18 protein-coding genes are annotated in these 21,953 nt (G+C 60.6%); all 18 read right to left on the bottom strand.

All coding sequences use genetic code 11. The features are described from left to right. Positions 1 to 61: 61 nt before the first annotated feature. The 18 genes from CK911_RS08925 to CK911_RS08840 all read right to left on the bottom strand — a co-directional run bounded on the left by CK911_RS08925 (position 62) and on the right by CK911_RS08840 (position 21,901). Complete coding sequence (locus CK911_RS08925) at positions 62 to 1,606, bottom strand: HD domain-containing phosphohydrolase (protein ID WP_098969688.1); 1,545 nt, start codon at positions 1,604 to 1,606, stop codon at positions 62 to 64. Between the two features lies 1 nt (position 1,607). Next, a complete protein-coding gene (locus CK911_RS08920; RefSeq protein ID WP_098969687.1) occupies positions 1,608 to 3,065 on the bottom strand; it encodes an HD domain-containing phosphohydrolase in 1,458 nt (485 codons plus the stop codon). Beyond that, positions 3,062 to 4,198 (bottom strand): FIST C-terminal domain-containing protein, encoded by a 1,137-nt coding sequence (locus CK911_RS08915; protein ID WP_098969686.1) that lies wholly within the window; start codon positions 4,196 to 4,198, stop codon positions 3,062 to 3,064. Before CK911_RS08915 ends, CK911_RS08920 begins: the two co-directional genes overlap by 4 nt. 237 nt (positions 4,199 to 4,435) lie before the next feature. Then, the gene (gene nuoN / locus CK911_RS08910) at positions 4,436 to 5,899 is read right to left on the bottom strand and encodes an NADH-quinone oxidoreductase subunit NuoN (protein WP_098969685.1); all 1,464 of its coding nucleotides are present in this window, start codon (positions 5,897 to 5,899) and stop codon (positions 4,436 to 4,438) included. After that, positions 5,896 to 7,440 (bottom strand): NADH-quinone oxidoreductase subunit M, encoded by a 1,545-nt coding sequence (gene nuoM, locus CK911_RS08905; RefSeq protein ID WP_098969684.1) that lies wholly within the window; start codon positions 7,438 to 7,440, stop codon positions 5,896 to 5,898. Before nuoM ends, nuoN begins: the two co-directional genes overlap by 4 nt. Positions 7,441 to 7,538: 98 nt before the next feature. Next, the gene (nuoL, locus tag CK911_RS08900) at positions 7,539 to 9,386 is read right to left on the bottom strand and encodes an NADH-quinone oxidoreductase subunit L (protein WP_098969683.1); all 1,848 of its coding nucleotides are present in this window, start codon (positions 9,384 to 9,386) and stop codon (positions 7,539 to 7,541) included. After that, a complete protein-coding gene (nuoK, locus tag CK911_RS08895; protein ID WP_042019042.1) occupies positions 9,383 to 9,691 on the bottom strand; it encodes an NADH-quinone oxidoreductase subunit NuoK in 309 nt (102 codons plus the stop codon). Before nuoK ends, nuoL begins: the two co-directional genes overlap by 4 nt. Next, entirely contained in the window at positions 9,688 to 10,239 is a 552-nt protein-coding gene (gene nuoJ, locus CK911_RS08890; RefSeq protein ID WP_042059362.1) for an NADH-quinone oxidoreductase subunit J, read from the bottom strand. Before nuoJ ends, nuoK begins: the two co-directional genes overlap by 4 nt. A gap of 10 nt (positions 10,240 to 10,249) precedes the next feature. Next, positions 10,250 to 10,792, bottom strand: a complete 543-nt coding sequence (gene nuoI, locus CK911_RS08885) for an NADH-quinone oxidoreductase subunit NuoI (protein WP_098969682.1) — start codon at positions 10,790 to 10,792, stop codon at positions 10,250 to 10,252. A gap of 10 nt (positions 10,793 to 10,802) precedes the next feature. Then, positions 10,803 to 11,771 (bottom strand): NADH-quinone oxidoreductase subunit NuoH, encoded by a 969-nt coding sequence (gene nuoH / locus CK911_RS08880; protein WP_042019045.1) that lies wholly within the window; start codon positions 11,769 to 11,771, stop codon positions 10,803 to 10,805. Continuing rightward, entirely contained in the window at positions 11,768 to 14,524 is a 2,757-nt protein-coding gene (gene nuoG / locus CK911_RS08875) for an NADH-quinone oxidoreductase subunit NuoG (protein ID WP_098969681.1), read from the bottom strand. The genes nuoH and nuoG overlap by 4 nt, the downstream gene beginning before the upstream one ends. Positions 14,525 to 14,565: 41 nt before the next feature. Then, complete coding sequence (gene nuoF / locus CK911_RS08870; protein WP_098969680.1) at positions 14,566 to 15,951, bottom strand: NADH-quinone oxidoreductase subunit NuoF; 1,386 nt, start codon at positions 15,949 to 15,951, stop codon at positions 14,566 to 14,568. Further along, complete coding sequence (gene nuoE / locus CK911_RS08865) at positions 15,948 to 16,490, bottom strand: NADH-quinone oxidoreductase subunit NuoE (RefSeq protein ID WP_042019048.1); 543 nt, start codon at positions 16,488 to 16,490, stop codon at positions 15,948 to 15,950. Before nuoE ends, nuoF begins: the two co-directional genes overlap by 4 nt. Before the next feature lie 91 nt (positions 16,491 to 16,581). After that, positions 16,582 to 18,387, bottom strand: a complete 1,806-nt coding sequence (gene nuoC / locus CK911_RS08860) for an NADH-quinone oxidoreductase subunit C/D (RefSeq protein ID WP_098969679.1) — start codon at positions 18,385 to 18,387, stop codon at positions 16,582 to 16,584. A 2-nt stretch (positions 18,388 to 18,389) separates the two neighbouring features. Beyond that, entirely contained in the window at positions 18,390 to 19,064 is a 675-nt protein-coding gene (locus CK911_RS08855) for an NADH-quinone oxidoreductase subunit B family protein (RefSeq protein ID WP_098969678.1), read from the bottom strand. A 29-nt stretch (positions 19,065 to 19,093) separates the two neighbouring features. Continuing rightward, a complete protein-coding gene (locus CK911_RS08850; protein ID WP_042019051.1) occupies positions 19,094 to 19,498 on the bottom strand; it encodes an NADH-quinone oxidoreductase subunit A in 405 nt (134 codons plus the stop codon). A 380-nt stretch (positions 19,499 to 19,878) separates the two neighbouring features. Further along, complete coding sequence (locus CK911_RS08845; protein ID WP_098969677.1) at positions 19,879 to 20,448, bottom strand: DUF1566 domain-containing protein; 570 nt, start codon at positions 20,446 to 20,448, stop codon at positions 19,879 to 19,881. Between the two features lie 13 nt (positions 20,449 to 20,461). Next, a complete protein-coding gene (locus CK911_RS08840) occupies positions 20,462 to 21,901 on the bottom strand; it encodes a DUF1566 domain-containing protein (protein ID WP_098969676.1) in 1,440 nt (479 codons plus the stop codon). Positions 21,902 to 21,953: the final 52 nt, after the last annotated feature.

Genomic DNA, 21,953 nt, shown 5'->3' with positions numbered 1-21,953 from the left:
TGACGGCGCAAGCGCATAAAAACAGAAACCGGCCAATTGGCCGGTTTTTTTATCCGTCGCGTTACGGTTTGCCGAGCGGTTGGGGGATAAAGTCCCCCCGGTCGAGGATCCGCAGACAGGCATCCACCACATCCGCATCGAGCTGGTGGCCGCACATCTGGATGATCTGCTCACGGGCCTGGGGAATGCCAAGGGCGGCGCGGTAGGGGCGATCGGAGGACATGGATTCGACGATATCGGCGACGGTGAGGATGCGGGCCTCCAGCAGGATTTCATCCCCTTTGAGCCCCTGCGGATAGCCGGAGCCATCGAGATACTCATGGTGCTGGTGGATCATTTGGGCGATGGGCCAGGGGAAGTCGATATCCTTGAGCACCAGATAGCCGATGGCCGGGTGCTCCTTGACCAGCTCGAACTCGAGCGGCGTGAGGCGATCCGGTTTGGTGAGGATCTCGGCGGGCACCTGGATCTTGCCGATATCGTGCACCATGGCCCCCAGATAGAGTCCCCGCAGTTGCCTTTCTGCCAGCCGAAGCTCCCTGCCGATGGCCTGCGCCAGCCGGGCCACATGTTTCTGATGACCAGCCGTGTAGGGATCGCGCTGCTCCAGCACGGCGGCGATGGCGCCCAGCGCATCTTCCAGTGCCAGTTCCAGCTGGCGGGCGTGGAGGATCTTCTCCTGCTGCGAGTGCAGGTAGGCCTGCTGGGTATGGCGCGCTTGCAGGCCGTAGGCGAGGTAGTCGGTTAACTGGATGAAGAGTTGCTCCTCCTCCTGACTGAACAGCCGTTGCTGGTCGCTGTGAATGATCAGTGCACCCGGCTGTTCTCCCTGTAGTGGCAGGGGGATCAGCAGGTGGGAGTAAAGTGGGTGGCGTCTGTGCTGCGGCCGCTCATGGCAGATGATCTGATTGAGGCTACGCTGGTGGAGGATGGCCGGTCCGAGGGCATCATCGGTCAACCACAGTGCCTGCTCTGATGCGTCGGCACTGCCTGCCCGCGCCACGATCCGGGGTGGTTGGGCGGGATCCGGGCAGTTCTGCAGCACGGCCACCAACGGAAAGCGGTCGTCGAAGGCGATGGCATCACAAATATCTTGCAGCAGCAGAGGCTCATCGCCCGGTTTGAGCAGGGCGTGATGGGCGCGACTGATCGCCTGCTGGGTCCAGCTGTACTGCTGCAGTTTCTCTTGCTGCCACTTCTGCTCGGTAATGTCTTCAAAGAAGATGCCGACCCCCACGATCGCCCCCGCTTCATCGCGCAGGGGAAACTTGGTGGTGCTGAGCCAGCGGGACTCTCTGCCCTTGAGATAGGGCTCTTCGATGTGCTGACGTATGCCTTCGCGCATCACCCGAGTGTCATCCTCCCGATAGCGTCGCACCAGTTCAGGCGGAAAAAAATCGCTGTCATTCTTGCCGACCAATGCCTCGGGAGGAAGGGCCAGATCATCGGCCAGCAGGCGGTTGCCGGCGAGGTAGATGAAGCGGGTGTCCTTGAGCAGCACCCGGTAGGGGAGCTGGTCCATCACCTGAGTCAGCAACATGGCTGATGAGGGGAGGGCATCTGGCAGGTGATGGTGGAGTGAATAGGGGGTGAGCAGTTCAGACATATTATCCCGCCTTGTTCATGGCCTGGCTGATGGGGGGGCTGAAGTGGTAGCCGGTCTGCCACAGCTGGATGCAGGTATTGACGACCTGTTCATCGTAGCGGATCCCGGCATAGCGGATCAGTTCGGCAAAGGCGTCGCTCAGGGGCATGGCGCGGCGAAACGGACGGTGGGCCGTCATGGCGATCAGCGAGTCCGCCACCCGGATTATTCTTGCTTCCAGGGCAATGGCATTGCCCGCCAGCCCTTGCGGATAGCCGCTGCCATCAAGGTTCTCGTGGTGTTGCAGCACTATGGTGGCGATGGGCCAGGGGAAGTCGATCTGCTTGAGGATGTCATGACCTGCTTGCGGATGCTGTTTGATCAGCTCGAACTCCACCGGTCGCAGTTCACGGGGGCGGGTGATGATCTCGGTGGGGGTCTGCAGCAGGCCGATATTGTGCACCATGGCGGCCAGCCCCAGCCCATCGAGCTGTTCCTGACGCAGCTGCATGGTCTGCCCGATGGCCAGCGCCAGATCATGCACCCTCCGCTCATGGCCTGCGCTGTTGCGATCCTTGTGAGAGATGGCGCTGGCGAGGGCGCTAATGGCCTGGAACAGCAGATCACGCTGGTGGCGTTCGCTCTCTTTAAGGCGGGTTATATCGACCAGCGTGCCGATGATGCCCGCGATCATCCCCTGATGGTCGTAGAAGAGATCTTTGAAGCAGATGACCTGATAGCGCATGCCATTGCGATCGTGCAGCTGTAGCTCGAAGCACTGGGGCTGGCGGTTTCGCAGTAATTCGGTTTCCCGTACGGAGTACTCCTCCGCCATGCCGATTGGCAGCAATTCATTGGTCCGCTTGCCGAGTAGCGCCTCTTTGCTGATGCCGATCACCTGACTGAAGGCCGGATTGCAGCCCAGAAAACGCCCCTCGATATCCTTGTAAAACACCGGGATCGGGATGGCTTTGAGCAGGGATTCGTTGAAGTGCTGCAGATCTTTCAATTCGGCTTGCTGGCGCAGGGCGAGCAGTTCGCTGTCTTTGCACAACTGAATGGTGCGCGCCAGATTGCCGAGCACCGGGCTGAACAGATGACAGACGGGTACCAGTTGCTGCTGTGGCTGGGGGGCGAGCAACAAGATGAGATAGCCCCCATCGACCCTGAGACGATAGGCAAAGCGATAGGGGCGGCTACCCGGCAGCGGGATCGTCTGCTGCAGCAGGCAGTGCGCCTCCTCGCTGACCCATGCAGGCAGGGTCAGGGTGGTACCGGTATGCTGGCACAACTGTTCGTCGCCAATCGCCTTGAGCAGGGTGTATCCCTCCGGTTTTTGTTGCAAGACCACACCGACTGGCGTGGCGCAGTGGTACATGAAACGTTGCAATACCTTGGTAAGCAAGGCGTCCAGCGTCACTTCGCGCCCGATACAGAGCGCCAGATCGCACACAATCGCCATGGCGTGATCGTTATTCATACCAATGCCCCGTTGCAGAGAATGGCGCCGTTATGAAACTGGGGATAATCCCCGTGGCGCACGCTGCCAATTTCACCCAGTGAAAGCGCACCTGCCAGCTCGCCAGCGCCCGAGTCGCTCAGCAGGGTGTGCAACTCGGTCACCGTCTGCTGGCCAAAGTGCAACTGGCGTCCCGCGCAGTAGTAGACCTCCAGCAAGTGCGCCCGGGTGAGGGCTTGTTGCTGGTTGAGGCGCCTGGCCAGTGAGCAGGCATGATCGGTGGCACTCTCCGGCGCCTTCAGCAGTGTGAGGATGCTGTGCTCGGATACTTCGCTCGAGCAGATCAGGGCACCCTCATCCGTTACATCGACCGGGATCCTGACAATCACATCCCCATTGGCCCGCAACAGGCCAAGGGGCATGTGTACCACGAAGTGGTAGAACTCCTCGTGCGTCAGCGAGTGTTGGAACTGCTGGCGGATCAGCTCCTGATAGGTGTGAAAAGCCGGTTGCCAATCGATGTAGGTGATGGTGTTGGCACTGCTGCTGGTGGCCAGCATCGGTTGGGCCGAGAGTTGATAGCCATGCTCCAGAAAGGGAAAGCTGTTGTTTGGCAGCAGCGTGCAGGTGACCCCGTAGGCAAGTTGCCGCTGGTTGTCGAACAGACAGGCAAGGGGGGTGAAGCTGCCGCTGCCAGCGTTGGTACCGGCATAGTTGACGCGATTGGCCAGCTGCAGATAAAGCGCATCCAGAATGGAGGCAATATTGGGAATGAGGTTGTCGAAGGTCAGAAACAGGGTCGGTGGCGGCGAGAGGGCTGGCCAGGTGGCCAATATGCTTGCCACCTGATCTGCGATCAGTCGGGCCAGCTGTGCGGCATCCCCCTCTGGTGGCAGTGGTATCAAGGTCGCCTGATAGGGTTCTGGTCTGGGCAGTAACCATGCCCCTTTTGGTAGCAATCCTTGCGCGCCGAGCAGCTGTGGGAAAATGGCGCCATCGAGGGTGATCTCAAGGTCGTTGCACAACTGCTGCAACAGCGCGACCTGTGAACTTTCCTGTTCAGCCAGCAGTATGGTCAGTTTTCCGCCTTGATAGGGCCTGAGCGTAGCTGCCAGTTCTGTCGGGTTAAATTGGCAAACGTAATGTTGCTTCATCAATCTGAACTCCATTCCAGAATCTGATGACTATATCAACATGAGATTCATAAGGATATTTTTAATCCCTGTGACTGTGACTGAACACCAACTCGGGTGACCGGTACTCTCCTGTCGCAGGGTGATTGGGTGGCGAGTCAAAGAGAGCGGAAGCACGTTAATCGGGCTGGAAAGAAAAAACCGGCAGCCAAGGCTGCCGGTTTTGCGGGTAATGATGAGGGGTAACGACGGTAAAGGTTACTGCAATACCACGTGCTGGAAACCCTGCACCAGAGTGATGACCGGCTGGGGATAGAGTCCCAGCAACACCACTAGCGCGGCAGAGAGCAGTACTACCACGCCGCCGGAGGAGAGTGCCCAGTCGGCGCTGGCATCCCGCTGCTGCATACCCGGCTCGCGCAGATAGAGGGTCACCATCACCTTGAGGTAGTAGTAGAGACCCAGCGCACTGCCGAGCACGATGGCGCCGGAGAGCCACCAGAGCTGCGCCTCGACGGTCACGCCGATGAGGTAGAACTTGCCGATAAAGCCGAGGGTCATCGGGATGCCAGCGAGGGACAACATCATCACTGTCATTACGGCAGTGAGGTAAGGGCGTTTCCAGAACAGGCCGCGATAGCTGTGCAGGGAGTCAGCATCCTTGCCGCGATAGGGGCTCGACATCATGCTCACTACGCCAAAGGCACCCAGGCTGGTGAAGAGATACATCAGCAGGTAGACCCCGGCCGCCTCCACCGGCATCTGGCCGATGCGGCTCGCCACAATCACCGCCAGCAGGTAGCCGAAGTGGGAGATGGAGGAGTAACCCAGCATCCGCTTGATGTTGGTCTGCACCAGTGCCAGCAGGTTGCCGACGAGGATGGAGATGACCGCCATGGCTGCCAGCAGCCAGTGGATCATGGGATCGCTCGCCGCTGGCACCGCCAGATAGAAACGCAGCAGCACGGCAAAGACCGCGACCTTGCTCACGGTGGCGAGGAAGGTGGCCACCGGTGCCGGGGCTCCTTCGTAGACATCCGGGGTCCAGAGATGGAAGGGTGCCAGCGACAATTTAAAGGCAAAGCCGACCAGCATTAACCCCAAACCGCCCATCAGCAGCGGATGGTGAGCCGGGCTCTCGGCCAGGGTCTGCCCCAGGGCGGCAAAGCTCAGGCTGCCAGCCTGCGCGTAGAGCAGTGCCATACCAAACAGCAGGAAGGCGGTGGCGGCGGCAGAGAGCACCATGTACTTCACCGCAGCTTCCAGCGAGTGGCGCTCGCGGTAGGCGTAGCCCACCAGACCGAACATCGGCAGGGTCAGCATCTCGATCCCGATAAACAGCGAGGCGAGATGGCGGGAGCAGGCCAGCACCAGACCACCGGCGGTGGCGATCAGCAGCAGTAGGAAGAACTCCTCCCGGTTGTCCGGGTAGGCTTTCAGCCATGATTGACCGAAGGTACAGGTGGCCAGGGCACCGATGAGCACCAGACCCATGTAGAAGACGGCGTAACTGTCGACTTGCAGCAGCGGGGTGACCCCCTGATCCCCCTGCGCCATCACGATTGGCAGGGAGAACAGCGCCAGGTTGAGGCCAACAATGGTGACGGTAAAGGCGGTGGTGACACAGCGGCGCCAGGCGATGGCCAGCATCAGGGCCGCCATGGCCCCGGTGGTCAACAGCAGGGGAAGCAGTGCCAGCAATTGGGCAGCGGTGAAAGTCATTGCAGGGCTCCAGCAGTCGGCAGCAGATACCAGTGCAGCACGTTGATGAGGCTGCTGCTGGCGGTATCAATCACGGGTTGGGGATAGAGGCCAAGCAGTACCAAGAGACCGGCGATCACCATCATCATGGTCAGCTCGCGGCGATCCAGTCCCTTGAGCACGCGCTCATCTTTGGCGGGGCCAAAGCAGGCGCGCTGCAACATGATGAGGGAGTAGACCGAAGCCAGTACCAGACCGAAGGTGGCGACCGCCGTGATAACCGGGGCAACCTGGAAGCTGCCAACCAGGATCAGGAACTCGCCGACGAAGTTGCCAGTACCCGGCATGCCGAGCGATGCCACCGAGAAGAACAGCATCACGCCGGGCAGATAGCGCAGGCGTCCCCACAGGCCGCCCATCTGGCGCAGATCCCGTGTGTGCAACCGCTCGTAGAGCTGACCACACAGGATAAAGAGACCGGCGGCAGAAAGGCCGTGGGCGATCATCTGCACCACGGCGCCCTGCAGGGCCACTTCGCTCCCCGAGTAGATGGCGATCATCACAAAGCCCATGTGGGAGATGCTGGTGTAGGCCACCAGCCGTTTGATGTCGGTCTGGCCGAACGCCACGATGGCGCCATAGATGATACCGATCAGGCCCAGCACCATGGCGTAGGGGGCAAACTCGGCCGAGGCTTCGGGGAACAGCGGCAGGGCAAAACGCAGCAGGCCGTAGGCGGCGGTTTTGAGCAAAATACCGGCCAAGTCCACCGAGCCTGCGGTCGGTGCCTGACTGTGGGCATCCGGCAGCCAGCCGTGCAGTGGCACCAGCGGCATCTTGACCGCGAAGGCGATGAAGAAGCCCAGCATCAGCAACCACTCAACGCCCTTGCTCATCGGGGTGTTGAGCAGGTCCAGATAGTTGAAGGTGAAGACTCCGGTGGCATGCTGGTGGGTCAGCACCAGCCCGATGATGGCCACCAGCATGATCAGGCCACTCACCTGGGTGTAGATAAAGAACTTGGTCGCCGCGTTGATCCGTGATTTGCCGTCAGTGACCGAGTGGCCCCACAGCGCAATCAGGAAGTACATGGGGACCAGCATCATCTCCCAGAAGAAGAAGAACAGGAACAGGTCCAGCGCCATGAAGACGCCTAGCACCCCGCCCAGGATCCACAGCAGGTTGAGGTGGAAGAAGCCGATGCGCTGCACGATCTCTTTCCACGAACAGAGGATGGCCAGTACCCCGATAAAGCAGGTGAGGATCACCATCAAGAGCGACAGGCCATCCACCGCCAGATGCAAAGAGATGCCAAAGCGGGGGATCCACGGCAGACGCCACTCGGCGGCCCAGGCGGAGGCGGCACCGGTGACGCCAGCACTGTCGAGGCCGGTCGTGGCAAGCGAGAAGTCACTGCCGAGCCAGATGGCGCAGGAGAGCAGCAGGCTGGCGCTCATGGAGATGAGGGCTACCCAGCGGACAAACTGCCCGCCGAGACGCTCCATCTGCCAGCAGAGCAAGCCGCCGATAAAAGGAATTAGCAAGATCCAGAGTAAGGTCACGGTATCAGCTCTCGTTCAAGTTCATATGAGATTGCGCTCCCTGTTCCATCAGGGAGAGCAAACAGCCTGGCTGTATGATTGTCCGGTTGTTCATCGCGTTACCCCAGCAGCAACAGCGCCAGCACCAGCACGGCGCCGATCCCCATGGAGGCGGCATACCAGCGCAATTTGCCGGTCACGGTCCAGGCCAGCAGCTGGTTGCCACGCAGGGCAAACCAGGCGGGCAGTTCCATGGTGCGGTCCAGTGGGTCGCGGGCCAGCAGCCGGGTAGCCAGCAGATAGGGTTTGACCCACAACTGGTCATAGAGCCAGTCAAATCCCCAGGCGTTGAACCAGAGGGTGCTGAGCAGGCGGCCCGGTGCACTGTTGGCAATCGAGGTGGCCAGTCGGCGCTCACCGAGGAACAGCAAGGCCGCCAGTGCAATCCCTGCGATGGCAATGATGCCGGAGGTGATCTCCAGCGCATGGCGACCCTCTTCGATATAATCCCCGGGGCCTGCGGGCAGTACCCCAGCCAGCGGCGGGGTGATCAGCGCGCCGATGCCGGTAGAGAGCACCAGCAACACCAGCAGCGGCAGATGGTGAGCCAGACCGTGGCCCGCGTGGGCTTTGGTCTGCTCTTTGCCATGGAAGGCGATAAAGATCAGCCGGAAGGTATAGAGCGAGGTGAGGAATGCCCCCACTAGACCTGCCCACAGCAGCGCGCTCTGGCCAGAGGCTTCTACTTGCCACAGGATGGCGTCCTTACTGTAGAAACCGGAGGTGACCAGCGGCAACGCCGCCAGCGCCGAGCCACCCACCAGGAAGCAGGCATAGACCAGCGGCAGGCTCTTGCGCAGGCCGCCCATCTTGAAGATGTTCTGCTCATGGTGGCAGGCGACGATGACGGCACCGGCTGAGAGGAACAGCAGCGCCTTGAAGAAGGCGTGGGTCATCAGGTGGAAGATGGCCCCTTCCCATGCGCCGACACCCAGTGCCAGGAACATGTAGCCAATCTGGCTCATGGTGGAGTAGGCGAGGATCCGCTTGATGTCGGTCTGAACCAGCGCCGCAAAACCTGCCAGCACCAGGGTAATGGCACCGACCAGCCCGACCAAATGGAGGATCTCCGGCGCCAGCAGGAACAGGCCGTGGGTACGGGCAATCAGATAGACACCGGCGGTCACCATGGTGGCTGCGTGGATCAGCGCAGAGACCGGGGTCGGGCCTGCCATCGCATCCGCCAGCCAGGTTTGCAGCGGCAGCTGGGCCGATTTGCCGACCGCACCACCCAGCAGCATCAGGCAGGCCAGCGACAGGGCAGGGGAGCCCTCGGCAAACACGACGGGAGCACGAACCAGCAGCTCGTGGATATTGAGGGTGCCCAGTTCCCGATACAGAATAAACAGGCCGATGGCGAGGAAGACATCACCCACCCGGGTCACGATAAAGGCCTTGAGGGCCGCCGCGCCGTTGTTGCGATCCTTGTAGTAGAAACCGATCAGCAGGTAGCTGCACAGCCCCACCCCTTCCCAGCCGAGGTAGACAAACAGCAGGTCATCGGCCAGCACCAGAAACAGCATGCTGGCGATAAAGAGGTTGGTGTAGGTGAAGAAGCGGGAGTAACCCTCTTCTCCGCGCATATACCAGGAGGCAAACAGGTGAATGAAGAAACCGACCCCGGTCACCACCCCCAGCATGGTCAGCGACAGGCCATCCAGTGCCAGAGAGAAGCTCGGGGTAAAGTTGCCCACCGCCATCCATTGCCACAGGCGCTGGACATAGACGCCCCCCTCGGGCGGGTTGCCCAGAAAGTCGATGCCGACCCACAGGGTGGTGAGGGCCGACAGGCCAATGGAGCCCACCCCGATCAGCGCCGAGGTACGCTCGCCAAACCGGCCGAGGGAGAAGGCCAGCACCAGCCATCCCAACAGCGGAAATAGAAAAGTCAGGTATAAGAGGCTCATCCGCGCATCTCGCTCACAATGTCCACGTTCAGGGTGTGGTAACGACGATAGAGCAGCAGTAACAGGGCTAGGCCGATACTGGCCTCTGCTGCCGCCAGAGAAATCACCAAGATGTACATGATCTGGCCATCGGCCTGGGCCCAGCGGCTACCCGCCACCACAAACGCCAGTGCCGAGGCATTCATCATGATCTCGATGCTCATCAGGATGTAGAGCAGGTTGCGGCGGATCAGCAGACCGCACAAGCCGATGCAGAACAGCACCGCGGCCAGCAAAAGCCCGTGTTCCATAGGGATTCCATTCATTGCTGATCTCCTTCTTGTGCAGAGCGGGATGCTGTGCGAGGGACCGAGAGCACTTCACCGTTCTTCTCTTCCCGACCCAGATGGTAGGCGGTCACCAGACCGGCCAGCAGCAGGATGGAGGCGAGCTCGACAGCCAGTACATAGGGGCCAAAGAGCTCGATACCGACCTGCTTGGCAGTCACCTCGGTCACCCCGATCAGGCCCCCGGTCACACCGAGAATACCGTGGGCCAGAAAGCCCAGCAGCACCAGCGAGAGCAGGGCAGGGCCAACCCAGGTCATGGGGGTAAGCCAGTTCTTCTCCTGCACTTGCGCCGTTCCCAAGTTCAACATCATCACCACGAACACGAACAGCACCATGATGGCACCGGCGTAGACGATCACCTGCAGGGCGCCCGCAAAGGCGGCGCCCAGGCAGAAGAAGATCATGGCCACGGCGATGAGGGAGATGATGAGATTAAGCAGCGCATGCATCGGATTGCTGGTGCTGATCACCCGCAGCGTGCTGTAAACGGCCACCAGGGCCGAGGCATAAAATGCCAGTTCCATGATTGACTCCTCAGGGCAGCAGGCTCTTGACATCGATGGGTTTGGCTTCGTTTTCGGCATCCCCTTTCGGCTTGCCGTCGATGGCCATCCCGCTTATGCGATAGAAGTTGTAGTCCGGGTATTTGCCGGGCCCGCTGATCAGCAGATCTTCCTTCTCGTACACCAGATCCTGGCGGCGATACTCACCCATCTCGAAATCCGGCGTCAGCTGGATGGCGGTGGTGGGGCAGGCCTCTTCGCATAGGCCGCAGAAGATGCAGCGAGAGAAGTTGATGCGAAAGAACTCCGGATACCAGCGACCATCTTCCCGCTCGGATTTTTGCAGCGAGATACAGCCGACCGGGCAGGCGACCGCACAGAGGTTGCAGGCCACGCAGCGCTCGTCCCCGTCGGGGTCACGGGTCAGTACGATGCGACCGCGGTAGCGGGGGGCCGCATAGACCGCCTCTTCCGGATAGCTCAGGGTTTCACGGGGCCGCCAGGCATGGGAGAAGACCATGGCCAGACTGCGTAACTGGGTGCCGACACCCTGAATAATGCTAAAAATTTTCATAATGAGTGCCTCACTGCGTACTTATCAGTACAACTGCCGCGGTGATCAGCATATTGATCAGGGTCAGCGGCAAGCAGACTTTCCAGCCAAACGACATCACCTGGTCAAAGCGCGGGCGAGGCAGGGAAGCCCGCAGCAGGATGAAGAACACCATGAAACAGGCGGTCTTCAGAGCAAACCAGATGAAGGGGGGCAACCAGGGGCCATGCCAGCCACCGAAGAAGAGGGTCACGATGAGCGAAGAGATCAGCACTATGCCGATATATTCGCCCACGAAGAAGAGACCCCACTTCATCCCCGCATACTCGATGTGATAGCCGTCGGCGAGCTCCTGCTCGGCTTCCGGCTGGTCAAACGGATGGCGGTGGGTGACGGCGACACCGGCAAACAGGAAGGTGACAAAGCCCAGGATTTGGGGCACCACGTTCCACAGGTCTGCCTGCGCCTCGACGATATCCCGCAGGTTGAAGCTGCCGGTCTGGATCACGATCCCCATCAAGGAGAGCCCGAGAAACACCTCGTAGGAGAGGGTCTGGGCCGAGGCGCGCAAGCTGCCGAGCAGGGAGTATTTGTTGTTGCTCGACCAACCGGCGAACAGCACCGCATAGACTGCCAGCCCCGCGATGGCCAGGATGTAAAGCAGCCCCACGTTGAGATCCGCCACGCCCCAGGTGGGGGTGATAGGCACCACCGCAAACGCCAGAATAAAGGCGGTGAAGGCGATGATGGGGGCCAGGATAAAGATCCGGCGATCGGCGAACGGCGGGATCCAGTCTTCCTTGAAGAACATCTTGATCATGTCGGCGGCCAGCTGGAGCAGGCCAAACGGCCCCACCCGGTTGGGGCCGTAGCGATCCTGCCACAGGGCCAGCAGACGGCGCTCGATGAAGCTCATGAAGGCGCCAGCCCCCACGATCCCCACCAGCACGATCAGTGCCTTGCCCACCTCCAGCAACAGATCGATCAGCGACTCGCTCATGCGATCACCTCCTGCAGGTTAGTGATTGAGGCTTGTTGCAGGGCCGTTGGCAGGCCGTTCACCCCAAGGGGGAGCCCCACCAGACCGGCGCTCAGCTGTGCACTAAGACGCAGGCGCAGTTGCCAGTGGCTACCGCCCCAGGAGAAGGAGACCTGATTACCGGCATGCAGGGCCAGACGCTCTGCATCAAGGGGATTGAGCACCAGCTCGGGTTCGTTCATGCGGGCCTGAATGACCGGGCTGCGGGCTGAAAGCTCCTCGCCGCCAAACAGCTGGGCATAATTGACCACCTGCAGTGCCTCTGCGGCCTTGAAGGGGGCGGGGATGGTGGCAAACCAGCCGAGCGGTTCCTTACCTTCTACCTGTTGGTCACTCACTTCCAGCAGACGGCGACCCGGATCACCGGCACGCAGATGACCACCGACTTCATCCTGGAACTTGTTCCAGGCGGAGGGAGAGTTCCAGCCCGGTGCCCAGGCAAAGGGCACCTGCGGCATGTTCTGGCGGGCACCAGCATACCCTTCCATGGAGAAGTTGAAGGGGGAGTCTGGATCTTGCGCCACCCGCGGTTCGCTGACGTTCTGATCCGCCAGCATGGAGGTGCGACCGCTGTAGCGGTGCGGCTCACGAGCCAACCGCATGCCACGGATGCGCAAGCCCGCGTTGGGCGCCGCTTCCAGCATGGTGGCTAGCAGCGGATGGCTGGTGGCGCAGTCATGGCTTATCTGTTCATAGGTCTGCCAGCGCAGCGGCTTGTGCTCGAGCGCCCCTTGCAGCGCAGCCAGCCAGCGCCACCCTTCACGCACCTGAATGTCGGCGTTGTAGAAGGCGGGCGCATAGACCTGGAAGAAGCGCTGGGCGCGCCCTTCCATATTGACCAGGGTGCCATCGGCCTCGGCAAAACTGGCCGCAGGCAGCACCAGATCGGCCTTGTTGGCGGTCAGGGTAGCCTGATGGTCGATGACCAGCAGGTGTTGCAGCCGGGCCAGCGCTGCGTCCACCCGGTTGCGCGGTGCGCGGCGGTAGAGATCGTTCTCCAGAGTGACCAGCGCCAGCCCCTCTTTGGCCTCGATACGTTCGAAAGCTGCTTCAAGCGGCTTGTCTGACAATGTTTGAGCGCCCAGCATGGCCAGACCCAGCGAGTTGGCCTCTTGGCCAACCAGCGCGATGCTGGCTTCCAGTCCACGGCCTTTCAGGGCGCGGGCAATGTTGCTGGCCGCGTCGACCAGCGCCACATCGCGGGCACTGGAGCCTGCAATGATGAGCGGTTTCTTGGCGTTGCCCAGCAGTTCGGCCCAGCGAGCCGCTTGTGCCTGTTGCTCGGGGCTGAGATCGGCCACGGCCGGTGCGCTCGGGTCGAGCAGGTTGGCGATGGCAAAGCCAAGGCGCGCCTGATCGGCGTAGGGGGCGTGCAGCTTGTCGGCCGCTACATCGTCAAGACGGGTGGTGTCGAGACTGGTGATGAGCAGCGGGTAGCGCTCGTTCTGACCCAGGGTCTGAACGGCAGCGACTTGCCACAGATCGACCTTCATCTTGCGGGCCATCTCGCGGGCCTTGCCCTTGACCGCCTGACGCAGCGCCAGCGCGATACGGGCGGCGCTCATGGTGACATCTTCGCCGAGCAGCAGAATGGCGTCAGCCTCTTCCATGTCCCGCAGGCTCGGGGTCGGCACGCCGCCTTGTTGCAGGATCTGCAGCATCTTCAGCTGACAGGCCCACTCGGCCTGCTCGACGCCCGCGTAGAAGTTGCCTTCACCCACCAGCTCGCGCAGGGCAAAGTTGCTCTCCAGCGAGGCGCGGGGCGAGCCGATGCCGATGAGGCCATTGGCGGTGCGCAGGGCATCGGCGGCGCGGTTGAGGGCGCCATCGACTGTGATGGTCAGCTGGTCGTTGCCATCTTTGAGCAGCGGCTGGCGCGGGCGATCCGCCAGGTTGACGTAGCCATAGCCAAAGCGGCCACGGTCACAGAGGAAGTAGTGGTTGAGGCTGCCGTGGAAGCGGTTTTCGATGCGGCGCAGCTCACCATAACGCTCACCCGGGCTGATGTTGCAGCCCACGGAACATTGCTGGCAGATGCTGGGGGCAAACTGCATGTCCCACTTGCGGTTGTAGCGCTCGGAGTGGGTCTTGTCGGTGAAGACGCCGGTGGGGCAGACCTCCACCAGGTTGCCGGAAAATTCGCTCTCCAGGGTGCCATCTTCGACCCGGCCGAAATAGACGTTGTCGTGGGCACCGTAGACCCCGAGATCCTCGCCACCGGCATAATCCTTGTAATAACGGACGCAGCGATAGCAGGCGATGCAGCGGTTCATCTCGTGATTGATGAAGGGGCCCAGCTCCTGATTCTGGTGGGTGCGCTTGGTGAAGCGGTAGCGACGGCTGTTGTGGCCGGTCATCACCGTCATGTCCTGCAGGTGGCAGGCGCCCCCCTCTTCACATACCGGGCAGTCGTGGGGGTGGTTGGTCATCTGCCACTCCACCACGCACTTGCGAAACTCTTTTGCCTCTTCATCTTCGATGGAGATATAAGTGCCATCGGTAGAGGGGGTCATGCAGGACATGACCAGACGACCGCGCTTGTCGTCGGCATTCTGATACTGCTTGACCGCGCACTGGCGGCAGGCGCCGACGCTACCCAGCGCCGGATGCCAGCAAAAATAGGGGACGTCCAGACCCAGTGACAGACAGGCTTGCAGCAGGTTGTCTGCCCCGTCTACCTCGAACTCTTTACCGTCTACATAAATGGTTGCCATACAACTTCCCTGAAACCTGTTTTGTGAAATCGGTGGTGTTGTTACCAGCGTTCGCCCAGCAGATTGGGCTGGATCCCTTTAAATGGCTTGTGGTTGTCACCCGCGCCCTTGATCCCTGCCTCGAATTCGGATCGGAAATATTTGATTGCGCTGGCGAGCGGTTCGACGGCGCCCGGAGCATGGGCACAGAAGGTTTTGCCCGGGCCCAGGAAGCTGCAGAGTTGCTCCAGGGTGGCCAGATCGCCGGATTGCCCCTCACCACGCTCCAGTGCCCGCAGCAGTTTGACGCTCCAGGGCAGGCCGTCGCGGCAGGGGGTGCACCAGCCGCAGGATTCGCGAGCGAAGAATTCTTCCATGTTGCGCAGCAGGCTCACCATGCTGATGGAGTCATCCACCGCCATGGCAAGACCAGTTCCCATTCGGGTGCCGACCTTACCGATGCCAGCGGTATACATCCGGGCATCAAGGTGCTCTGGCAGCAGGAAGCCGGTACCGGCGCCCCCCGGTTGCCAGGCTTTCAGGCGATAGCCGCTCTTCATGCCGCCGGCATAGTTTTCAAACAGCTCGCGGGCGGTGATGCCAAAAGGCAGCTCCCAGACCCCCGGGTTGTTCACCTTGCCGGAAAAACCCATCAGCTTGGTGCCGTGATCTTCCGAGCCCGGCAGCGCCAGCCCCTGATACCAGGCCACGCCATTGCCGATAATAGCGGGTACGTTGCAGAGGGTTTCGACGTTGTTGACGCAAGTTGGCTTGCCCCAGACGCCGGAGACGGCGGGGAAGGGAGGCTTGGCGCGCGGGTTGGCGCGGCGCCCTTCCAGCGAGTTGATCAGTGCCGTCTCTTCGCCACAGATGTAGCGACCGGCGCCGGTGTGGACGAACAGCTCGAAGTCAAAGCCCGAGCCGAGAATGTTTTTACCAAGCAGACCGGCGGCCTTGGCCTCTTCCACCGCCCGGCGCAGGTTAATGGCGGCATCCACATATTCGCCACGCAGGAAGATGTAGCCGCGATAGGCCTTGAGCGCACGGGCCGAGATGATCATTCCCTCGATCAGCAGGTGGGGCAGTTGCTCCATCAGCAGGCGATCTTTCCAGGTGTTGGGCTCCATCTCGTCGGCGTTGCAGAGCAGGTAGCGGATGTTCATGCTCTCGTCTTTGGGCATCAGCCCCCACTTCACCCCGGTGGGGAAGCCTGCGCCGCCACGCCCCTTGAGACCGGCATCCTTGACGGTGCTGACGATCTCGTCCGGGCTCATCTGGCCGAGTGCCTTGCGGGCAGCCTCATAGCCCTGCTTGCTCTGGTATTCATCCAGCCACACGGGCTGGCCGTCGTCCCGCAACCGCCAGGTGAGGGGGTGGGTTTCGGCGGCGCGGGCAGTGCGGTTGGCGGTGCCAAGAGAGGCGAGCATTTTGTTCTGAGGCTGGCTCATGGGTAAGCCTCCAGGGTTTTCAGCAATGTCACCGGGTCGAGGCCGCCATAGGTGTCGTCATCGATCATGATGGCTGGCCCCTTGTCGCAGTTGCCAAGGCAGCAGACCGGCAGCAGGGTGAAGCGGCCATCTGGCGTGGTTTGACCCGGACCGAGGTTCATTACCTCTTTGAGACCGGCCATCAGCTCTTCATGGCCATTGATGTAGCAGACCATGCTGTCGCAGACCCGGATGATGTGGCGCCCCACTGGCTGGCGGAAGATTTGGCTATAGAAGGTGGCGACACCCTCGACATCGCTGGCAGGAATGCCCAGCTCGGCCGCGATGGCATGAATGGCACCGTCTGGTACCCAGCCTCTGGCCTGCTGCACGATCTTGAGCGCTTCGATGCTGGCGGCGCGGGGATCTTCGTAGTGATGTTTCTCGTGTTCAATGGCATCGCGTTCAGCCTGGCTCAGAACGAAATCGCTCTGTTTGCTGCTGCAAGCCCCTTGCCCCTTTGGGGTCTGATTATTGTGACACTGACATTGCTGGCTCATGACTTGACCTTTTGTGGCTTGTCCTTTAACTGCGAGTCCTGTTGTCTCGTAATCCGTGGCTGTCCCCATCAGGTGGACACCCAGCGGTTACTTAACGGTCCACATCCGACATAACGAAATCGATACTGCCCAGGTAGGCAATGAGATCCGACACCATGCTGTTCTTGATCACCGAGGGGATCTGTTGCAGGTGAGCAAAGCTCGGGGTGCGGATCCGGGTCCGGTAGCTCATGGTGGAGCCATCGCTGGTCAGGTAATAGCTGTTGATCCCCTTGGTCGCCTCGATCATCTGGAAGGATTCGGCGGCCGGCATTACCGGGCCCCAGGACACTTGCAGGAAGTGGGTGATCAGGGTCTCTATATCCTGCAGAGTGCGATCTTTGGGCGGCGGGGTGGTGAGCGGGTGATCCGCCTTGAAGGGCCCCTCAGGCATGTTATTCACACACTGCTCTATGATACGCAGGCTCTGGCGCATCTCTTCGAGGCGCATCATACCGCGGTCGTAAACATCACCATTGGCACCGACCGGCACCTCGAACTCGAACTGATCGTAGCCCGAATAAGGGCGCCATTTGCGCACGTCGAAGTTGAGGCCGGTGGCGCGCAGACCGCCGCCGGTGACGCCCCACGCTAATGCCTGCTCAGTGGTATAGGGGGCGACGCCTATGGTGCGGCCGCGCAAGATACTGTTGCGCATCGCCGCTTTTTCGTAATCCATCAGCCGCTTGGGCAGCCAGTTCAGCAGGTTCTCCTGGATGAGATGAGCCCAGCCTACCGGCAGATCGTGCGCCACGCCGCCAATACGGAACCAGGCCGGGTGCATGCGGGCGCCGGTGATCGCTTCGATGATGGTGTAGATCTTCTGCCGGTCGGTGAAGGTGAAGAAGACCGGAGTCATGGCCCCCACGTCCTGAATATAGGTACCGAGGAACAGCAGGTGGCTCTGGATGCGGAACAGCTCCGCCATCATCACCCGGATCATATCGACCCGCTGCGGCACCTTGATGCCGGCCAGCTTCTCGACTGCCAGCACGTAGGGGAGGTTATTCATTACACCGCCCAGATACTCGACCCGGTCGGTATAGGGGATGTAGCTGTGCCAGGACTGGCGCTCGCCCATCTTCTCGGCACCACGATGGTGGTAGCCGATGTCGGGCACGCAGTTGCGGATCTCTTCGCCATCGAGCTGCAGCACCAGCCGGAAGGCACCGTGGGCCGAGGGGTGGTTGGGGCCGAGGTTGAGGAACATATAGTCCTCGTTCTCGTTACCACGGGCCAGGCCCCACTCTTCCGGTTTGAACAGCAGGTTCTCCTGCTCCATGTCCTGTTTGGCGGCATCGAGCATGAAGGGATCAAATTCGGTAGCGCGCGCCGGGTAATCCTTGCGCAGCGGATGACCCTGCCAGTTTTTGGGCATCATGATGCGGGTCAGATGGGGGTGACCGTCGAAGGTGATCCCCATCAGATCCCACACTTCCCGCTCGTACCAGTTGGCATTGGGGAAGTGGTTGGTAATGGTGGGCAGATGCAGGTCACTCTCGGCCAGCGCCACTTTCAACATCACATCGGCGTTACGGTCGATGGAGATTAGGTGATAGAAGACGGTGAAATCGCTGGGGGGCAGGCCGTCGCGATGGCTGCGCAGCCGCTCGTCGGTGGCGCTGAGATCAAACAGCATCACGAACGGAGAGGGTACCTTGCGCAGGAAGCCAATCACATCCTGCAGCAGCTCGCGAGGTAGCCAGACCACCGGCACGCCAGTACGGGTGCTTTGCACAGTGAAGTGCTCGGCTCCGAAGTGGGCAAACAGTTCGCCAATGATTTTGGCATCCTGGTGGTCGCTGGGCTGCCACTGGGCCATGGCGTAATTGCTGGGAAAATCACGAGTCAGTTTCATGGTCAGATCTCATCCGGCGTACGCAGGTTGGTCACATTGATCCGCTCGCCGCGCTTGCGCTCTTTTTCTGCTTGCATCTGGGGACGGTAGATCCCCTGATCGCCTACCGTCCAGGAGAGGGGGCGGCGCTCTTTGCCGATGGAGTCCTGCAGCAGCATCAGGGCTTGCAGAAAGGCTTCGGGACGGGGCGGGCAACCCGGAATGTAGACATCGACCGGCAGGAACTTGTCGACACCCTGTACTACCGAGTAGATGTCATACATGCCACCTGAGTTGGCGCAGGCACCCATGGAGATCACCCACTTGGGTTCGAGCAGTTGCTCGTACAGTCGTTGAATGACTGGTGCCATCTTGATGAAGGGCGTCCCTGCAATCACCATGAAATCGGCCTGACGGGGCGAGGCTCGGATAACTTCGGCGCCGAAGCGGGCTACGTCATGGGGCGAGGTGAAGGCGGTACACATCTCCACGTAGCAGCAGGAGATACCAAAGTTGTAGGGCCAGAGGGAGTTCTTGCGGCCCCAATTGACAGTGTCTTGCAGCACCTCCTCGAGACGGCCCATCATGATGCCGCGCGTCGCTTCTTGCGACAGCGGATCATCGACGGTCTGGCGCTGCTCCTGGGGATAGCGCTCAACCGGCGCATCCGGGTCAATCCGGGTCAGGGTGTACTTCATGGTGCAACCTCAAGGAAAGGGTCTGTGGTTCAATCAGTTTTTTTATCATTCAGCTGTGGCTTGCGCGGTGACCACTCCAGGGCGCCGATGCGCCACAGGTAGATCAGACCGATTAAGAGCAGCGTGATGAAAATAGCGGCTTCAATAAAGCCGACCCAGCCGGTTTCGCGAACGGAGACAGACCAGGCGAAAAGATAGAGTGCCTCGACGTCGAAGATGACGAAGAACATGGCAACCAGATAGAACTTGGCGGAAAAACGCAGGCGGGCAGTGCCAACCGAGTCAATACCAGATTCGAAGGGCTTGTTTTTGGCACGACCATAGGCGCGTCCCCCCAGCAGCGCGGCGAGACCTATCATCGTCAAACAGATAGCGATGGCACCTATGACATAAATGGCAAAAGCCCAATGTTGAGCAGAAATATCAGCAAACATAGAGGTTTTTCCTAACCAAATTAATCATGCGACTTAACAATGATGTTACGCATTATGACACTTTCGCACTGATTTACATGCCATTTTTACGAGTTAATTATTAATCTGTTAACTGGAAATTAAATTCTGTTAAGGAGCGCACTTTTTTACTGGTTATGGCAGGCAGGAAAGGCTTGGAAAGAGCAGAAAGCTGCTCCTAGCCATCACCTGAAAGGGGTAAATGTCGCGTGCGAAGCCGGGTCAGGTCGGCATTACGGACATGCACCGGCGGTGGGCGAAGAATGTGGTGGCGGGTGAGATAGGGGCTATGGCATTGGCAATAAAAAGAGAGGCTCGCAAGCCTCTCCTGTCATAACGTTCCGGTTTCGAGAGTGGGGCGGTCAGGGTTTATTGGCGACCAGCAAAACCTGATCCGGGTAGGCGCCAATGACGCGAAAACCGATATCTCCCGAGGTGATATCCAGATACGCCCGCTGGCCATTGGCGGAGGCCACCGTGCTGCTCATCAGATAGACGTAGCCGTCGTTGACCTCTTTACCATCTCCCGCCATGGCGCGCGGGAAAATGGCTTCATTGAGAGAGGGCTTGTAGCAGGCATGCTCGACCAGGGTCGCCAGCTCCTTGATGTCGGGCAGGCGCCACTGGCTGACACCGCCGTAGTGATAGAGAGCATGGCTGCTGTCACTGCGGATCTGCTCCGCCACTTGCAACCCCTGCTGCCAGTAGTAAGCGGTCGGTTCCCCCAGGCAACTACCGCCATCCCATGTTTGCCCCAGTTTGCAGCGCATCCAGGTGAGGCCGGTGTGTTGATCCGTGACGGTACCGTTGCCATGGTCAAGAAAACGGGCAGAGGGGGCAGTGCGATCCATGGTGTCATCACAAATTGCCGCACAGTGGGCAAGGGGGGCCAGCAGTGCCAGCATGGCGAACGAAAAACGATAAAGGCTCATGATATTCCTCGGATTATTGTGGGGTAGCGACCAGTCGCACCTGCATCAGTTCGATATAGTCATCTTGCTGAACCAGCGCGGGATAGGTGGTGCCCGCATCTTCCCCCAGGAACAGGGCCGTGCGTTTGCTGATGGGGCCACCGGAGAAGCGCTGGGCGGTGTTGCTGGTGGCGCTCCAGTAGTAGCCATCGTAGGTGTCATCTTCCGAGGGGGCGATATCCGGGAAGTAACGGGTGTCCACGATGATGCGTTGACCCAGCGGGTCCTTGGCTAGGCTGCCATAGTGCATCAGTGACATCAGCTCACCCATGGTGGGCAGCCGCCACTGGCTGATGCCGCAGCGCTGCTCGCCATTGAGCCACTGCTGATACGCGCGGGTGGTCAGCATGGTGGTCAGCGCCTGTGCCCGGGCGAGGGCCGCCAGATCTCCTTCGGCGGTGAGCTGTTCGATCCTGTTATGGATATGCTGATAGGCCGCTTGCTGTTCGCCTGCGGTCGCCTTGAATTGCTCATCCTCATAGGCAAAGGGTCTGCTTTTCCAGGCCGGACTCAAAGGATCGTCCGATTTGACCTCCCACACCAGACCGGTATTGAGATCCTTGACGCACTGCCAGCTCGGTGCGTTGTCGGGTAGCACCTGACCGCGATCATCAAGCTTGCGATAGGCAAGCTGGGGACGAGTGCGATTCCAGCTGGCATCTTGTCCCGGATAGTCGGCGGGTTCCTGTTCCAGCAGCGGATCGTTGCCATCGCTGAAGGTGGTGACGCCGGTGACGGTCAGCAGGTTGCGTGCCTGCTGTTGCACTAACAGGGTCAGCAGCTCGCTTTGGGTCTCTTCGGCAAACTGGCCGTTGCGCTGCCACTCCTGAGCCAATTGCTCCAGCATCAGGCTGATGGCGCGATAGCTGGTGGTGAGCAACTGGATCTCTTTGGCGTTGGCAAGGCGTGTGCGGGCTTGTTGCTGCATGCTGATCGCCACCTGCTGCAGCGCCTGATCAAACTGGCCGAGACCTGCGAGGGCCGCGCGGTCGCTGCCCGGTTGCAGCGGCGCGAGATCGGCCAACAACTGCGTCAGTGCGCGATCGGCGGCCACCCCTTCGGCAATGCGGCTCTGCCACAGGGTGCTGAGCAGGGTCGGTTGTAGCCGTTGTGGGTCCCCTTTGGCGGCCGGATGTGCCAGCAGCAGGCCTCCGCTCCTCGGTACGAACAGCAGGGGCGAGTTGACGATGTTGGCCGAACGGCTGATAAGGGCCACCGTCCCTTCGCCGCTGACGGCAGGATCGGCGGGATCACACTGCCAGTTCTGATCCAGATCGGCGCACAGGGTACCGGCGCTCGGCAGGGCGACATCGACCCGGTAGTCAGGGATCGCCAGTGGTGCGTTATCTTCCCCGCCGCCACAGGCGCTGAGCAGGGCTGAGAGGGTTGCAATAACCAGTACGGATGGTTTCACTTCACATTCCTTGATTCGGTCACAGGTTCACGGGGGCGGTGACCCCCGTGGT

It is taken from the genome of Aeromonas sp. CU5, assembly GCF_002586745.1.
Lineage (GTDB): Bacteria > Pseudomonadota > Gammaproteobacteria > Enterobacterales > Aeromonadaceae > Aeromonas > Aeromonas sobria.
This window is presented reverse-complemented; position numbering and strand designations above follow the sequence as displayed.

Excerpts from the sequence above, each read along its gene's own strand:
- CK911_RS08925 (WP_098969688.1), bottom strand. The coding sequence starts at position 1,606 with ATGTCTGAACTGCTCACCCCCTATTCACTCCACCATCACCTGCCAGAT.
- CK911_RS08920 (WP_098969687.1), bottom strand. The coding sequence starts at position 3,065 with ATGAATAACGATCACGCCATGGCGATTGTGTGCGATCTGGCGCTCTGT.
- CK911_RS08915 (WP_098969686.1), bottom strand. The coding sequence starts at position 4,198 with ATGAAGCAACATTACGTTTGCCAATTTAACCCGACAGAACTGGCAGCT.
- nuoN (WP_098969685.1), bottom strand. The coding sequence starts at position 5,899 with ATGACTTTCACCGCTGCCCAATTGCTGGCACTGCTTCCCCTGCTGTTG.
- nuoL (WP_098969683.1), bottom strand. The coding sequence starts at position 9,386 with ATGAGCCTCTTATACCTGACTTTTCTATTTCCGCTGTTGGGATGGCTG.
- nuoK (WP_042019042.1), bottom strand. The coding sequence starts at position 9,691 with ATGAATGGAATCCCTATGGAACACGGGCTTTTGCTGGCCGCGGTGCTG.
- nuoJ (WP_042059362.1), bottom strand. The coding sequence starts at position 10,239 with ATGGAACTGGCATTTTATGCCTCGGCCCTGGTGGCCGTTTACAGCACG.
- nuoI (WP_098969682.1), bottom strand. The coding sequence starts at position 10,792 with ATGAAAATTTTTAGCATTATTCAGGGTGTCGGCACCCAGTTACGCAGT.
- nuoH (WP_042019045.1), bottom strand. The coding sequence starts at position 11,771 with ATGAGCGAGTCGCTGATCGATCTGTTGCTGGAGGTGGGCAAGGCACTG.
- nuoG (WP_098969681.1), bottom strand. The coding sequence starts at position 14,524 with ATGGCAACCATTTATGTAGACGGTAAAGAGTTCGAGGTAGACGGGGCA.
- nuoF (WP_098969680.1), bottom strand. The coding sequence starts at position 15,951 with ATGAGCCAGCCTCAGAACAAAATGCTCGCCTCTCTTGGCACCGCCAAC.
- nuoE (WP_042019048.1), bottom strand. The coding sequence starts at position 16,490 with ATGAGCCAGCAATGTCAGTGTCACAATAATCAGACCCCAAAGGGGCAA.
- nuoC (WP_098969679.1), bottom strand. The coding sequence starts at position 18,387 with ATGAAACTGACTCGTGATTTTCCCAGCAATTACGCCATGGCCCAGTGG.
- CK911_RS08855 (WP_098969678.1), bottom strand. The coding sequence starts at position 19,064 with ATGAAGTACACCCTGACCCGGATTGACCCGGATGCGCCGGTTGAGCGC.
- CK911_RS08850 (WP_042019051.1), bottom strand. The coding sequence starts at position 19,498 with ATGTTTGCTGATATTTCTGCTCAACATTGGGCTTTTGCCATTTATGTC.
- CK911_RS08845 (WP_098969677.1), bottom strand. The coding sequence starts at position 20,448 with ATGAGCCTTTATCGTTTTTCGTTCGCCATGCTGGCACTGCTGGCCCCC.